Genomic DNA, 14,547 nt, shown 5'->3' on the forward strand with positions numbered 1-14,547 from the left:
CTATGAATCTCAGATTTAAATTATATATCTTCCTGCTAAGCTTAGTGCTTTCAACTGTTTTGATGAAAGCACAACATTCATTTCAGAATTTCGAAAAAGAAAAAACATACATTCAGACCAACCATGTTTTCTATAAACCGGGCGAAGAAATGTATTTTAAAATATACGTGATAAAAGGCAGGGATAACCTTCCGGCAGAGGACAGCAGAGTTGTTAATTTTGAAATCACAGATCCAAGCGGAAGTGTTTTAATAAAATCAAAATATGAAGTTATTAATGGATATGCCATCGGAAGTTTCCATTTTGGAGAAGATATGAAAGGGGGAATTTATAAGATCAGGGCCTTTACCAACTGGATGCAGAACGAAGAGGGAAAGAATGTTTTTGAAAAAGAAATTACGCTGCAGAAAATTGTATCACCAAGAATTTTAATGAAGCTCGATTTTCCTAAAAAAGGGTACGGCCCCGGAGATGAGGTGACCGCAGAATTTTCAATGCGAAGCCTGAGCAGCCTGCCTATTCCTTTTTATGAAGGAGATTATACAACCATGAACAATGGAGAAACATTTTCAGAAGGAAAGCTGACCACAGATAAGGAAGGAAAAGCACTTTTGAAATTTAAACTTCCGCAAACACTCAAATCTTCTGATGCCCTTTTAAATATAAAGGTCAGCTTTGATGGATTTACAGAATCTGTCTCAAGGAATATTCCGGTTGTTCTGAATAATCTTGATGTTAAATTGATGCCTGAAGGAGGAACTTTTATTAATGATACAGAACAGAATATTGCTTTTAAAATTCTGGATGAATTTGAAAGACCGGTTGATGCCGTTCTGGGAATTTACAATCAGAATCACCAGAAAATAAAAGAAGTTTCCGCTTTTAATTTTGGAATGGGAAGCTTTGTCTTTACCCCAAAAAGTGGAGAAAATTATTATGCAAAAGTTTTGAAACCTGAGAATATCACTCAAACATATCCGCTTCCTACGGCTAAAAATGACGGAGTAATCCTGAATATCAGAAAAGAAAACGAATCTCTGATGATAACGGTTACCTCTACACAGGAAAGAAATGTGGTTCTGAACGGAAGCTTTCGAGGAAAAGAGATTTATAATAAAACCCTTACCTTGAAAAAGGGAAGCAGCCAGTTGAACATTCCTGAAAAAGAGCTTCCAGCCGGAATCTGCAGATTTACCGTGTCTGAAAATACGGTTCCATTAGCAGAACGAATTGTTTTCACCAATAAAGATCAACAGATGACCGTGAAAATAACGCCTGTGAAAAAACATTATCTGCCCAGGGAAAAAGTAATATTGGATATTGAAACTACTGACCATAATAACAATCCTGTCTCCGGTAATCTTGCAATAAGCGTAGTAGACGATAAGCTCTGGACGTATGCTGATGATAAGCAGAATCATATCCTTTCATGGCTTCTGATAGACTCTGAGCTGAGAGGGAAAATTGAAAAGCCACAGTTTTATTTTGATAAAAAAGAAGAAAAAGCAGACAAAAGCCTGGATCTCGTTATGCTGACAAATGGTTACAGGTATTTTGAACCTATTACTGAAATTATTAAAACCAACAAATACAAATATCTTCCAGAAAAGAAGAACACGATTTATGGGGTAGTAGAAGATGAAAATAAAAGTCCGGTAAAATCCGATGTCTTTCTGGTAGATCAATATGAAAGCAAAATTCTGAAACAGGTTACAGCAGAAAATGGAAAATTCTATTTTTCAGATCTGAGTGCAGGTAATTCATATAAAATCATAGCAAGATCCTTTCAGCCTAAACATAAAGTAAAGGTCAGGATTTTATCTTATGGATTGGATATTAATCCTTTAGTTAAACAGAAGCTTGCCAATATTGATGTAGAAGAAATTGTAAAAGAAGCTGAAAGAAAAGAAGAAACCAAAACCGAAAACAGAAATAATACCGAAAAACTTAATAAACCGGGACAGTCAAGGAGAGATACGATTAGAAATAAAGAGGTTGAAGAAGTGATTGTTTTAGGATATGCCAGAAGCATGGACAAAACAGCAACGGCAGCAGCAACCATTTCCGTTCCTATGGAAATTCAGAATCCTAATATGATATCATTATTAAGTGGTAAGGTTGCGGGGGTAACCATAACACCTTCAGGAGAGCCCGGTGCCAGCACACAAATACAAATAAGGGGCTCTGCTTCTATTGCCAACAAAAATCCATTGTTTGTTGTAGACGGTGTTCCGGTAGAAAACTTTAGTACCGTTATCAATCCTAATGATATCAGCAGTATTACAGTTCTTAAAGATGCAGCTGCTACAGCTGTTTACGGAAGCCGGGCCGCAAATGGAGTCGTTATTATAAATTCTTTCAAAAATAATCTATCAAAGATCAGTTTTGACGTCACTCCAAAATCTTATTTTGCCGTAGAACCACTCCCTCATGGAAATCTTGTATACTATTCCACATCACGGGAATTTGCCTATCCGGTATATACTACAACCAATACTTCTTATCGTTTTGATTACAGAGAAGCCTTATATTGGAATCCGGTAGTAGAAACAGATAAAAATGGAAAAGCAAAAGTTGAGTTTTATAATTCCGATGCCAATTCTACATTCAGAGTAATGACCGAAGGAATTTCTGCATCCGGACTTTTAGGAAGAGATGAAACTACTTATGCCGCACAGAGTCTTATTTCAATGGATGCTAAGATTCCACAGTATCTCACAAGAACAGACCAGATGATCATTCCTGTTGTAGTTAAGAACAATTCTCCGGAAACCAGAAAAATGACCATGGATGTCATTGTTCCCAATCATGTAAAATTAATTCATTCGGATAGTGTGGTCACTCTTAAACCGCTGGAATCAGGAAAGCTGTTTGTGAAGATTCAGACGGATGAAGTGATTGATTCCAATATTCAGTTTATGATAAGGTCCGGAGACTTTAGAGAAACGATGATTCTTCCTTTCAAAGTAGAAGAAAAAGGATTCCCACATCAATATTCCATCATCAATAATAAAACAGAAGATATAAAGATTAATATTCCAGAGTATATCAACGGAAGTATGTATTCATTCTATTATGTTTTTGAAAATACTGCTTTGAGAATGTTTGAAGATATTGAAAGACTGAAAAAAGAACCTTACGGATGTTTTGAGCAGCTTTCTTCAACGGTTTATCCGAATATATTTATTCTGAACTATTTAAAATCAATAAAGAAAATTGATACAGCCACAGAAAATCTGATTATCAAAAATCTGAAAAAAGGTTTCCAGAAAATGCTGGGCTATAAAAACAAGGACGGAGGTTTCGGGTACTTCAATGCTTCAGAATCAGATGCTGCTCTTTCCGCATTTGCTCTGCTGGAGTTTACAGAGTTGAAAAAATATGTAACAGCAGATCCAAAATTCATTCAGCAGCTTTCTTCGTTTATATTATCAAAGAAAATTGCAAATGGACTCTTTGAAGTAAGAAGGTCTTATGAATCTAAAAATAATATTTTCTCAGAATATTCATGGTCCAGAAATATGTACATTATGTATGCTTTATCTAAACTGGGCTTTAAAAACGAAATTGAAGACTCTTATAAAGTAATGCTGGCAAGGGCTCTGGCTACCAAGGATTCTTATCAGCTGGCTTTAATGGCCAATGCTTCAGCCAACCTTGGAAAACATAAAGAATATGATGACCTTATGGCTATTCTGAATAAACAATATGAGACTCAACAGGCAAAAACCAATATTACATTTACAGGTTCCGGTGGAATTTCTGCCAATGCTGAAACACTTTCACTCTATATGATGGCACTTCAAAAAGATGAAAGCCTGAACCAGCTGAAAATTGCAGAAATGGCAGATATACTGATTAGTTACGGCGGTTATTATGGTTTTGGATCTACTCAGGCAACAAGTCTGGCCATAGAAACTTTATCCGATTTCTTTGTAAAGAATGAAAAATTATACGGAAAAGATAAACCGGTGATTAAGATTAATAAAGCCGATGTTTTTCAGGGATTAAGTTTTTCATCAGCTTTTAAGCCGGGAGACAACCAGATTACTGTACATTATCCGGAGGGAGGCAAGGGGCTTCCTTATAAACTGGAATATCAGTATTTTACATTACAGGCTCCAGTAAGTGCAGATATTCCTGTAACTATGGAAACCAGACTCAAATCCGAATTGTCAAAAGTAGGTGAAACCAACAGAATGACCGTTACCATTAAAAATAAAATAAACGGTCAGCTGCCAATGACCGTTGCCAAGATTGGTATTCCTGCCGGACTTACATTGCAAAATGCCTTATTAAAAGATCTGATCGATAAAAAACAGATTTCTTACTATGAAATTTTTGATAATTATCTTGTGTTATATTGGGAACATTTAGAGGCAACAGAAACGAAAACGATCAATCTTGATCTTAAAGTGGAATTTGCGGGAACATATACCGGAAAATCCAGCAGCGTCTATTTGTATTATATGCCGGAGTCAAAATACTGGAATCAAGGCATTACGACAAAAGTTGAACCTTAATTTTCAGGATTTTGAATATATAAAAACATAATGACAGCAGGCATTCTCAGGGATGTCTGCTTTATTTTAAAAATTAATTTTCAAAAATTATTGAAAATTCGAAAAATATAATTACATTTGTATAAGAAATTTAAATAAGAAACAAAATGCAACTTTCAGAAGCAAAAGAAAAATACATTCAAACCTGGGGAACCTTTGCTACCAATTGGGGAATCAATCGTACCATGGCACAGGTACATGCATTGCTTTTAGCGAGTGGCAGACCGCTTTCCACAGATGAGGTGATGGAAGAGCTTGAGATTTCAAGAGGAAATGCCAATATGAACCTTCGTGCTCTTATAGACTGGGGAATTGTAAAAAAAGAATTTATAAAAGGGGACAGAAAAGAATATTTCGTAGCGGAAAAAGATGTATGGTATCTATTTAAGCAGATCACAAAAGAGCGAAGAAAAAGAGAAATAGAACCTGTAATCTCTTTCCTGGAAGAATTGAAAAATATTGATGATAAAGACTCAGAAGAAGCGAAAGAATTTATCAAATTGATGAATGATTTCAGTTCAGTAACCGGAAAGATCAACAATATTATGGATCTGGCCATTAAAAGCGATGATCACTGGCTGGTAGGGAAAATCACTAACTTATTGAAATAAATTATTATTATAATGCGAGCCTGCTTATTACTATTTCTTTTAATACTGGTGACAAGCTGCCAAAAAGATATTATTGCGGACTTTGATATTCATATTGAAAGTGTAAATCCTGCTGATAAGAGGTATTTTGATATACGGAAAATTGAAATCTATAAAAACGATAAAATATTTAAAATAATAGAACCTGTAGAGCTGGCTCCCAGTTTAGATAAAAATATAAAATTAGACAGTATAAAAGGCGGGAAATATTCATTTGTGTATGAAAGTCTTTTTGGGGAAACAATAAAGAAAGAGATAAAGGTTGATGATTCCAAAACATACAGAGTAAGTATCAATCCGGATAAAGTAAGCAGAAAGATCAAAGATTTAAGTTTTGGAAAGATTAAAAATGATGAGGTTAAACTAGTCTATAAATCAAGAGGGTGTTTTCATCAGGAAGAAGATTCTTTAAGGCTTATTAACAAAGGAAACGACTATTTTATTCAGGTGAAAAACGGAAGGGTAAAAAAGATTGATAAAAAGATCTGGGCTTTTTTCGTCAATTTAGAAAATCAAATAAGACAAATCCCTGAAAATGGAGAATGTACAACAAAAGATGTCTACATTTTTTATGCTAAAGGAAAAACAGATACCATTATAGACGGGACATGTAATTTTTCTTTCCGGAGTGATCTGGAAGCTTATCTCCAAAAGAATAAGTTGCAATAAATCAGCACTTAAAACCGTTTCTTATTTCATGAAAGCACTTACAGACTATTGAAACATAAATTAACTATATCATGGAAAAGATCTTTAAACAGTATTTTTATCTCACAGTTTTTATAACAGCTGTTTTGATTGCCGGAGCATGGATGTTGCAGAGTTCCGGGGGAGATTACCAAATCGCCTTGTTTTTCAGCCTTCCTGCGGCCATAGGTTTTTTTATAGGATACATAAAATATTTTAACGAGGCAGGATTAAGTAAAGTAGTGAAGAATATTTTAAAAGTTATGGCAGGCCTGGTTGTGCTTTCCTTACTATTAATGGCATTTGGACAGATAAGCGCTGTTCTTATTATCCTCCTGATTCCTTTTGTTTGTTTTTCAATTATGGCAGGATTTAATGTAGGTTTCATCATAGCAAGACTGGATGAAAAAAGGAGAGGAGCCATTTTATAACATTCTTTTTATAAAATAATATTAAAGCATTACAGTGTAAGAGAAAAATTTCAAATCTATATTTGGAAAAGGGACCGGATTGTATTTACACAAAAGATTAAAATAAGATAATCACCCATAAAACATAACCATAAATGAATGAATTACAGCAATATTTTGACCGTATACAGCCCAGATACTACATCAATGAAATTGCATCTTTAGGTTTTACACGGCTGTTCAGAAAAATGGCAGTACAAAAAGTAAAGAGCTATGAAAATAAAAGAGTTCTGGATCTGATGAGCGGGCAGGGAGAAAATTTAAAATTTCTTCAGAAGCACAATAGAAATACAGAAGTTGTAACCCTGGATTTCTCTTCCGCAATGAATCTGAAACTGTTTTCAACATTCAACAGCAGATTTTCTTTACAACAGATACAGGAAGATTTTTTTGAAAGCAAAATCCCGGAGGGCTCAATAGATGTCATATTATGCTCTTACGGTACAAAGACAATAGATAAAGAGAAAATGACGGTTTTTGCAGATCGTTTATCAAAAATTATTAATGAAAAAGGAGAAATTATCATTGTAGAATTCGTAAAGCCGGAAACCCCATGGAGATTCAAGTGTACAAAATGGTACATTGAGGTATTGGTCTCCACAGTCTTCGGAAAAGAATTTGGAACATTATTCCATTATATCAATAGAAATGAAAGTCTGAATCCTCTTAAAAATCAATTTATAGATAATAAGATGTCTGTTATTTCACACAAAAGATATTTGGATCTGGTTGAAATTCTCCACATAAGAAAAGACTCTTTTTTTATTTGATTTTATCTTTCAAAAATTTCTGAAAATTTTAAATTAATAATAATTATGAAAAATTTAATCATTCACATATTTCTGATTATCTATTTCGGAAGAAAAGGATCACTTTAAATAATATTACCATGAAAACATTTGTAAAATACGATTACTACATTCAATTATTCTCCATTATAGCAGGAGTTGTTATTTCAATTGCCGGATTTGAAAAATGGAGATTCATGGCATTTTACTTTATAGCCGGTATTTCACAGTTGATCAGCTTTCTTATAAAGCTATTGCTGGATTCAAAAAAATCAAAAGAGTTCATCATTTATGGCATACTGATATTACCGGTCTGGATTTCCATATTAATAGTTTTTGTATTAAAACTGAATAATGATGCTACCAATTTCTTAGGGTATATTTTGATTTTTTCCCTGTGCTACAGCCCGGCAATGGCATTTGTCTATGTGTATGATTGTTACAGAACTTACCAACTTTATAAATAATCATTATGAAACCACTCAAAAATCACACCCTGATCTACGATAATGAATGCCCGATGTGTAATATCTATTCCAAAGGATTTACAAAATACGGAATGCTGGATGGAGATGGAAGAGAAGCATTTACAGAACTTTCATTGAGGAATAAAAACCTGATAGATTTCAACCGGGCAAAAAATGAAATTGCATTGGTTGATCATAACAAAAATGAAGTAGTATATGGATTAGACAGCCTGTTAATGATCATTGGAAACTCTTTCCCATTGCTGGAAAAAACAGCCAGAATAAAACCTTTGTATTGGTTTTTCAAAAAGCTGTATTCCTTTGTTTCTTACAACCGGAAACAGATTATCCCATCAAAAAGCAATGAAGCAGAACAGTCATGTATTCCGGATTTCAACCTCAAATACAGAATTGCATACATGGTTTTCGTAGTCCTTTTTTCAGCTTATATTCTGAGTATATATTCCGGAAAATTAGGATTGAATCTGGAAAAAGATTTTTGGAGAGAATTAACGGTCTGCATTGGGCAGATCACTTGGCAGACCATTTTTCTGGGAGCCTATTTAAAGGATAAGATATGGGATTATCTCGGAAATATGATGACAGTTTCTCTAATCGGGACCTTACTTTTACTTCCGGCTCTGATGACGGATTTTACTCCGGTTTTTTATACCATCTATTTTGGATTTGTTGTGCTGATCATGTTTCTGGAACATTTGAGAAGATGTAAAATACTCCAACTGAATTATGCTCCTACCATCTCATGGATACTGTTCAGGATAACAGCTTTAGCACTTATCATTTTGATAAAAATTTAAATGAAAACTAACCCGCATTAACCTATACACATGTCAAGAATTTATTTACAAACGCTTATTAATGCAGATATTCAAAATGTTTTTGATTTAGCCAGAGACATAGATCTGCACCAGAAATCAACTTCAAAAAGTAATGAAAGAGCTATTGCCGGACGTACATCCGGACTCATAGAACTGAATGAAACAGTAACCTGGCGGGCAAAACATCTGGGAGTATATCAAAATCTTACTACAAAAATAATCAGTATGGAAAAACCGGTTCAGTTTACCGATGTGATGCAGAAAGGAGCCTTTACATCTATGAAGCATCAGCATATTTTTGAAATTGTAGAAGGGAAAACCATGATGACAGATATTTTTGAATTTGAATCTCCATTCGGAATCATAGGACAGATCTTTAACAGGGTTTTCCTCCGGAATTATCTCAGAAACTTTTTGCTGGAAAGGAATAAGTTAATCAAAACTATGGCAGAGTCAAGAACCCATTTAAAACTGGTATAACTCCAAAACAGAATGAAGCCTGTAGGAGTAATAAAAAGATTTTGAATGTCTGAATCATCAAAAACCTCTATCATTAAGGCGCTGCAATAAAAGTAAAAACAAAGACAAGCAAGGTTTGAAAATGAGACCTGGAATTAATTAAATAAGAATCTTTAAAATATAAAAACAATGACCGGTATGTTCCCAGATTTAGGATATGTAATCATGTTGCTCTTAGTTGGATCAATAATACTTCCTATTCTTTTACTGATAACAATGAATATTTTTCTTCATAAATGGAAAGTGAGGAAAATATATATGGGAATTTTGAATTTCTCCTTTGTTATCCTGTTTTACTTTTTGCAAAGGGAAGTGAATACCAACAGGTCCGGACTGTTGATCCTTATTTTAGAAGCCGAAAACCTGATGGCAGTTGGGCTGCTGTTGTTTTTGACCTATAAAGTTTCTAGAATGAAAAATAATTAATTAAAATAGTAAAAACATTGTGACCTTAATTTTAAAATAATCAAATCATGAAAATAATCATTGCCGGAGGTACCGGATTCCTGGGAGAAAACTTAGAAAAATACTTTACAGAAAAAGGAAATCAGGTATACATCCTTACCCGAAAACCAACACGTAAAAACGAGATCTATTGGGATGCAAAAACAATAGGTGAATGGAAAAATACTCTCGAACAGGCGGATGTTCTGATCAATCTTACAGGAAAATCTGTAGACTGCAGATACCACGAGAAAAATAAACAGGAAATCTATTCTTCAAGAATTAACAGCACAAAAATATTACAGGAAGCCATAAACCAATGTTCAGATCAGCCAAAGATTTGGCTGAATGCCAGTTCTGCAACCATTTACGTTCACTCAGAGAAACAGTTAAATACCGAAGAAAATGGAACTATTGGAGATGATTTTTCAATGAATATATGCAAAAGCTGGGAAAAAGAATTTTTTAAAATCAATGACGGACAGATAAGAAAAGTTGCCCTCCGGACTTCCATCGTTTTAGGAAAAAGCGGAGGTGCCTTTCCAAAGCTGAAAATGATCACGAAATTAGGTTTAGGCGGCAGACAGGGAAGGGGAAATCAAATGGTAAGCTGGATCCATATTGAAGATTTCTGCAGAGCGGTAGAATATATTATCCGGAATGAAAATATTTCAGGAGTAATCAATGTAACAGCTCCTGTACCGGTATCCAATGAGACCATGATGAGAAAATTAAGAATACCGATGAAAATTCCTTTTGGACTTAATGCTCCGGTCTGGCAGTTGGAAATTGCATCCGTATTTCTGGGAACAGAAACAGAATTACTCTTAAAAAGCCGAAATGTTTACCCCGAAAAACTGATGAAATCCGGATTTCAGTTTTCATACTTTGATATTGAAAAAGCTTTTCTCAATCTATTGGAATCCTAATGTTTGCGCATTTACCGAATGATAATTAAATTAGCGGAAACTATTCCATATGCTCCTTAGATCAAATACGAAAACTCTCTTTCTTTCATCCGTGCTTTTCAGCTCCATGCTTTTTTCCCAGGCTCATAATGTTTCTGAAGGCTATCAGAAGCCTGCAGATCCGCTTGTTGTTCAGAATCTGGAAGAATGGCAGGATATGAAATTCGGTTTATTTATGCATTGGGGAACGTACAGCCAATGGGGAATTGTTGAAAGCTGGAGCTTATGTCCGGAAGACGAATCATGGACTCAGAGAAAGCCCGAACACGGAAAATCTTATTACGAATATGTAAAAAACTACGAAAACCTTCAAACCACTTTCAATCCTGTAAAATTCAATCCGCAGAAATGGGCGGAAGCCGTAAAAAAAGCAGGAATGAAATACGTTGTTTTCACTACCAAGCATCATGACGGTTTTGCTATGTTTGATACCCGGCAGTCAGACTATAAAATTACCTCTTCCAAAACCCCCTTTTCAAAAAATCCAAAAGCAGATGTCACAAAAGAGATTTTCAGTACATTTAGAAAAGAAGGTTTTAAAATAGGTGCTTATTTTTCAAAACCGGACTGGCATTCCGATGATTACTGGTGGTCTTATTTCCCGCCAAAAGACAGAAATGTCAACTATGATCCCAAGAAATATCCGGAAAGATGGGAAAGCTTTAAAAAGTTTACATTTAACCAACTGAATGAAATCACTTCCCATTACGGAAAAATAGATATCCTTTGGCTGGATGGAGGCTGGGTACGTCCTTTTCATACCATAGATTCTAAAATAGAGTGGCAGCGGACCATCAAAGTAGAACAGGATATTGATATGGATAAAGTGGGAGCTATGGCCCGTAAAAATCAACCGGGAATTATTATTGTAGATCGTACGGTTCCCGGAAAATGGGAAAATTATGTGACCCCTGAACAGGCGGTTCCGGAACATGCGCTTTCCATTCCGTGGGAAAGTTGTATCACCATGGGAAACTCCTTTTCCTATGTTCTGAATGATAAATATAAATCCTCTCAAAAGATCATTGAAACCTTAGTTAAAATTATTTCGAGAGGCGGAAATTATCTGATGAATATTGCACCAGGGCCGGAAGGCGATTATGATGCCATTGTATATGAAAGATTAAAGGAAATTTCTACCTGGATGGATAACAACGGGACTGCAGTTTTCGCGACCAGAAGCATTGCTCCGTATCATGAAGGAAGTTTTTATTATACCCAAAGTAAAGACCATAAAACAGTGAATATATTCCATATTGATGAAAAATCGGAATATCAAACACCTGAGAATCTTACGTTATCTATACCTGAAAACTTTAAGCCAAAATCTTTGAAAGTACTAGGTATTTCCTCCAAAGTACAATGGAAAAGAACAACAGGGAATACAATTGAAATCAAATTACCTGAAGAAAGAAAAAATCTCAAATACGCAACAGTAATCCAAATAACACAATAATGAGATCACTTTGTGTTACATTTACAAGCATTGTGTTATTGTTTAGTGCAGCATCCGTTTTTGCACAAAAACCATTGTACAAAGATCCGAAACAGCCTGTTGAAGCAAGAATCCAGGACCTCTTGAAAAGAATGACACCTGAAGAAAAATTCTGGCAATGCTTTATGATTCCCGGGGACTTGGATCATGTTCCTAAAGGGCAATATTTTCACGGGATTTTCGGATTACAGGTGAGCGCAGGAAACCAGGGCGGAGGAGCTGCAGGACAGCTGCTGCAATACAATGCCAATGAAAGTGCGGAGAAATTGGCTGAAAAAATCAATGCTATTCAAAAGTATTTCGTGGAAGAATCAAGGCTGGGAATCCCAATTATTCCTTTTGATGAAGCTTTACACGGATTAATGCGCGAGGGAGCAACGGCTTTTCCGCAGGCAATTGGCCTGGCTGCCACTTTCAACCCTGAATTAATGAGTAATGTTTCTACGGCTATTGCAAAAGAAACTAAATTAAGAGGAATCCGTCAGGTTCTTACTCCGGTAGTGAATCTTGCCAGCGATGTAAGATGGGGAAGGACTGAGGAAACTTATGGAGAAGACCCTTTTCTGACTTCTGTAATGGGAGTTCATTTCGTTACATCATTTGAAAACCAGGGAATTATTACTACTCCCAAACACTTTTTAGCCAATGTAGGAGATGGAGGAAGAGATTCATATCCGATTCACTGGAGTAAAAGATATTTGGAAGAAACTCATCTTATGCCTTTTTATAATGCTTTTACGAAAGGAAAAAGCAGATCAGTGATGACATCCTATAATTCACTCGATGGCAGACCTGCTACAGCCAATTACTGGTTGTTAACAGAGAAATTAAAGGAAGACTGGAATTTCAAAGGATTTGTTATTAGTGATGCAAGTGCTGTAGGCGGCGCCAATGTTCTGCACTTTACAGCAAAAGATTATGATGATGCTTCTGCACAAGCTATAAATGCAGGACTTGATGTGATTTTTCAGACAGAATACCAGCATTATAAACTATTCATTCCTCCATTTTTAGATGGAAGAATATCGCAAAAAAGAATTGATGATGCCGTTTCAAGAGTTTTGAGAGCTAAGTTTGAACTTGGATTATTTGAAAAACCTTACGTTTCATCTCAGGAAATTAAAGAATTAAAGAAAATTAATCATAAATCCGTTGCAGAAAAAGCTGCCACGGAATCTTTTGTCCTACTTCAGAATAATAACAGAACACTGCCGGTTCCTGAAAATGTAAAAAATATTTTGGTGGTGGGAACAGATGCCGCTGATGCAAGATTAGGAGGGTATTCAGGACCGGGGAATAAAAAAATAAATATTGTTGAAGGACTTAAAAATTATACCAAAAATAAAGGAATTGAAATCATATATTCAAAAGGAATTGACTGGAATGTAAAAGATTTTACCACAATTTCCAATCAATATCTATCTTTTGAAAATAAAAAAGGACTCAAAGGAATCTATTTTTCCAATACAACTTTAAAAGGAAATCCTGCTTTTGAAAAACAAGATGAGCAGCTGAACTTCAAATGGACTCTCTATTCACCTGATCCGGAAAAACTTCAGCCAGATCATTACAGTATCCGTTGGACAGGGAAACTGGAAGCACCCGATTCCGGAAAATATCAATTGGGATTGCGTGGAAATGACGGTTTCAGATTGTATGTGGACGGAAAATTGGTCATTGATCAATGGGAAAAGTTGAGTTACTCTACAAAAACAACGAATATTGATTTTGTTAAAGGAAAAAAATATGACATTACCGTTGAGTTTCATGAAAACCGGGGTGAAGCCAACATTGAGCTGATCTGGAATTATGGGCTTCCTCATTATCAAAAAGATTTTAATGAAGCTTCGGATCTGGCTCAGAAAGCAGATTATATCATTGTGGCCGCCGGAATTCATGAAGGCGAGTTTCAGGATCGCGCATCGTTAGGCTTACCAGGAAATCAGGAAAGGTTTATTCATGAAATTTCAAAATTAAATAAACCTGTAACTGTAATCCTGGTGGGAGGATCAGCCATAAAAATCACTGACTGGAAAGATAAAGTGGGTGCTATTTTAGACGTTTGGTATCCTGGAGAAGAAGGAGGAAGCGCCGTGGCAAAAGTTCTTTTTGGGGCCGAAAGTCCCTCAGGAAAGTTACCCATTACCTTTCCCATAGAAGAAGGGCAGCTGCCTCTGAGCTACAATCATCATCCTACCGGAAGAGGAAATGACTATTATGACCTGAGTGGTGAGCCATTGTATCCGTTTGGTTTCGGATTAAGTTATACCACTTTTGAAATCTCAGATTTGGAATTGAACAAAACTCATTACTCAGAAAATGATACCATTATAGCTAAGGTAAATGTAAAAAATACAGGTTTAAAAGAAGGTAGCGAAGTCGTTCAGCTCTATGTGAAAGACTTATTGGCTGCTGTTTCAAGACCTGTTATCGAACTGAAAGGTTTTCAGAAAATAAAATTGCAGCCTGGAGAATCAAAATCTATTACCATTGAAGTTCCCGTAAAGCAATTACAGTTTCCGGATGAAAATATGAAATGGAATGTTGAAAAAGGGACTTACAGAATTATGATAGGTAATTCCTCGAAGAATTTGTCCTTAAAACAAAATATTGAAATCCTATAGACATTAAAAAAGAGCAGAAATACATCTGCCCTCC

Annotated in this window: 11 protein-coding genes; all 11 read left to right on the forward strand. The window is 35.4% G+C overall.

Features of this window, described 5'->3' with window-relative positions; genetic code table 11:
* The first annotated feature begins 2 nt into the window (after positions 1 to 2).
* The 11 genes from F3J23_RS14155 to F3J23_RS14205 all read left to right on the forward strand — a co-directional run bounded on the left by F3J23_RS14155 (position 3) and on the right by F3J23_RS14205 (position 14,513).
* Complete coding sequence (locus F3J23_RS14155; RefSeq protein ID WP_167030190.1) at positions 3 to 4,523, forward strand: TonB-dependent receptor plug domain-containing protein; 4,521 nt, start codon at positions 3 to 5, stop codon at positions 4,521 to 4,523.
* Between the two features lie 146 nt (positions 4,524 to 4,669).
* Entirely contained in the window at positions 4,670 to 5,173 is a 504-nt protein-coding gene (locus tag F3J23_RS14160) for a GbsR/MarR family transcriptional regulator (protein WP_167030193.1), read from the forward strand.
* A 12-nt stretch (positions 5,174 to 5,185) separates the two neighbouring features.
* Complete coding sequence (locus F3J23_RS14165) at positions 5,186 to 5,881, forward strand: hypothetical protein (RefSeq protein WP_167030196.1); 696 nt, start codon at positions 5,186 to 5,188, stop codon at positions 5,879 to 5,881.
* Positions 5,882 to 5,952: 71 nt separating this feature from the next.
* Positions 5,953 to 6,330: a hypothetical protein gene (locus F3J23_RS14170; protein WP_167030199.1), complete on the forward strand. Its 378-nt coding sequence runs from the start codon at positions 5,953 to 5,955 to the stop codon at positions 6,328 to 6,330.
* A 134-nt stretch (positions 6,331 to 6,464) separates the two neighbouring features.
* Entirely contained in the window at positions 6,465 to 7,139 is a 675-nt protein-coding gene (locus F3J23_RS14175; protein ID WP_167030202.1) for a class I SAM-dependent methyltransferase, read from the forward strand.
* Between the two features lie 119 nt (positions 7,140 to 7,258).
* A complete protein-coding gene (locus F3J23_RS14180) occupies positions 7,259 to 7,624 on the forward strand; it encodes a hypothetical protein (protein WP_167030205.1) in 366 nt (121 codons plus the stop codon).
* Between the two features lie 5 nt (positions 7,625 to 7,629).
* Positions 7,630 to 8,442: a DCC1-like thiol-disulfide oxidoreductase family protein gene (locus F3J23_RS14185; protein WP_167030208.1), complete on the forward strand. Its 813-nt coding sequence runs from the start codon at positions 7,630 to 7,632 to the stop codon at positions 8,440 to 8,442.
* Positions 8,443 to 8,472: 30 nt separating this feature from the next.
* Positions 8,473 to 8,943, forward strand: a complete 471-nt coding sequence (locus F3J23_RS14190; protein WP_167030211.1) for an SRPBCC family protein — start codon at positions 8,473 to 8,475, stop codon at positions 8,941 to 8,943.
* A 512-nt stretch (positions 8,944 to 9,455) separates the two neighbouring features.
* The gene (locus tag F3J23_RS14195) at positions 9,456 to 10,355 is read left to right on the forward strand and encodes a TIGR01777 family oxidoreductase (protein ID WP_167030214.1); all 900 of its coding nucleotides are present in this window, start codon (positions 9,456 to 9,458) and stop codon (positions 10,353 to 10,355) included.
* Positions 10,356 to 10,404: 49 nt separating this feature from the next.
* On the forward strand, positions 10,405 to 11,850 hold the full coding sequence (locus F3J23_RS14200) for an alpha-L-fucosidase (RefSeq protein ID WP_167030217.1): 1,446 nt from the start codon (positions 10,405 to 10,407) through the stop codon (positions 11,848 to 11,850).
* Complete coding sequence (locus F3J23_RS14205) at positions 11,850 to 14,513, forward strand: beta-glucosidase (protein ID WP_167030220.1); 2,664 nt, start codon at positions 11,850 to 11,852, stop codon at positions 14,511 to 14,513. The genes F3J23_RS14200 and F3J23_RS14205 overlap by 1 nt, the downstream gene beginning before the upstream one ends.
* Positions 14,514 to 14,547 lie beyond the last annotated feature (34 nt).

Origin of the sequence: Chryseobacterium sp. Tr-659, from assembly GCF_011752975.1 — a bacterium.
Classification (GTDB): Bacteria; Bacteroidota; Bacteroidia; order Flavobacteriales; family Weeksellaceae; genus Chryseobacterium.

Excerpts from the sequence above, each read along its gene's own strand:
- F3J23_RS14155 (WP_167030190.1), top strand. The coding sequence starts at position 3 with ATGAATCTCAGATTTAAATTATATATCTTCCTGCTAAGCTTAGTGCTT.
- F3J23_RS14160 (WP_167030193.1), top strand. The coding sequence starts at position 4,670 with ATGCAACTTTCAGAAGCAAAAGAAAAATACATTCAAACCTGGGGAACC.
- F3J23_RS14165 (WP_167030196.1), top strand. The coding sequence starts at position 5,186 with ATGCGAGCCTGCTTATTACTATTTCTTTTAATACTGGTGACAAGCTGC.
- F3J23_RS14170 (WP_167030199.1), top strand. The coding sequence starts at position 5,953 with ATGGAAAAGATCTTTAAACAGTATTTTTATCTCACAGTTTTTATAACA.
- F3J23_RS14175 (WP_167030202.1), top strand. The coding sequence starts at position 6,465 with ATGAATGAATTACAGCAATATTTTGACCGTATACAGCCCAGATACTAC.
- F3J23_RS14180 (WP_167030205.1), top strand. The coding sequence starts at position 7,259 with ATGAAAACATTTGTAAAATACGATTACTACATTCAATTATTCTCCATT.
- F3J23_RS14185 (WP_167030208.1), top strand. The coding sequence starts at position 7,630 with ATGAAACCACTCAAAAATCACACCCTGATCTACGATAATGAATGCCCG.
- F3J23_RS14190 (WP_167030211.1), top strand. The coding sequence starts at position 8,473 with ATGTCAAGAATTTATTTACAAACGCTTATTAATGCAGATATTCAAAAT.
- F3J23_RS14195 (WP_167030214.1), top strand. The coding sequence starts at position 9,456 with ATGAAAATAATCATTGCCGGAGGTACCGGATTCCTGGGAGAAAACTTA.
- F3J23_RS14200 (WP_167030217.1), top strand. The coding sequence starts at position 10,405 with ATGCTCCTTAGATCAAATACGAAAACTCTCTTTCTTTCATCCGTGCTT.
- F3J23_RS14205 (WP_167030220.1), top strand. The coding sequence starts at position 11,850 with ATGAGATCACTTTGTGTTACATTTACAAGCATTGTGTTATTGTTTAGT.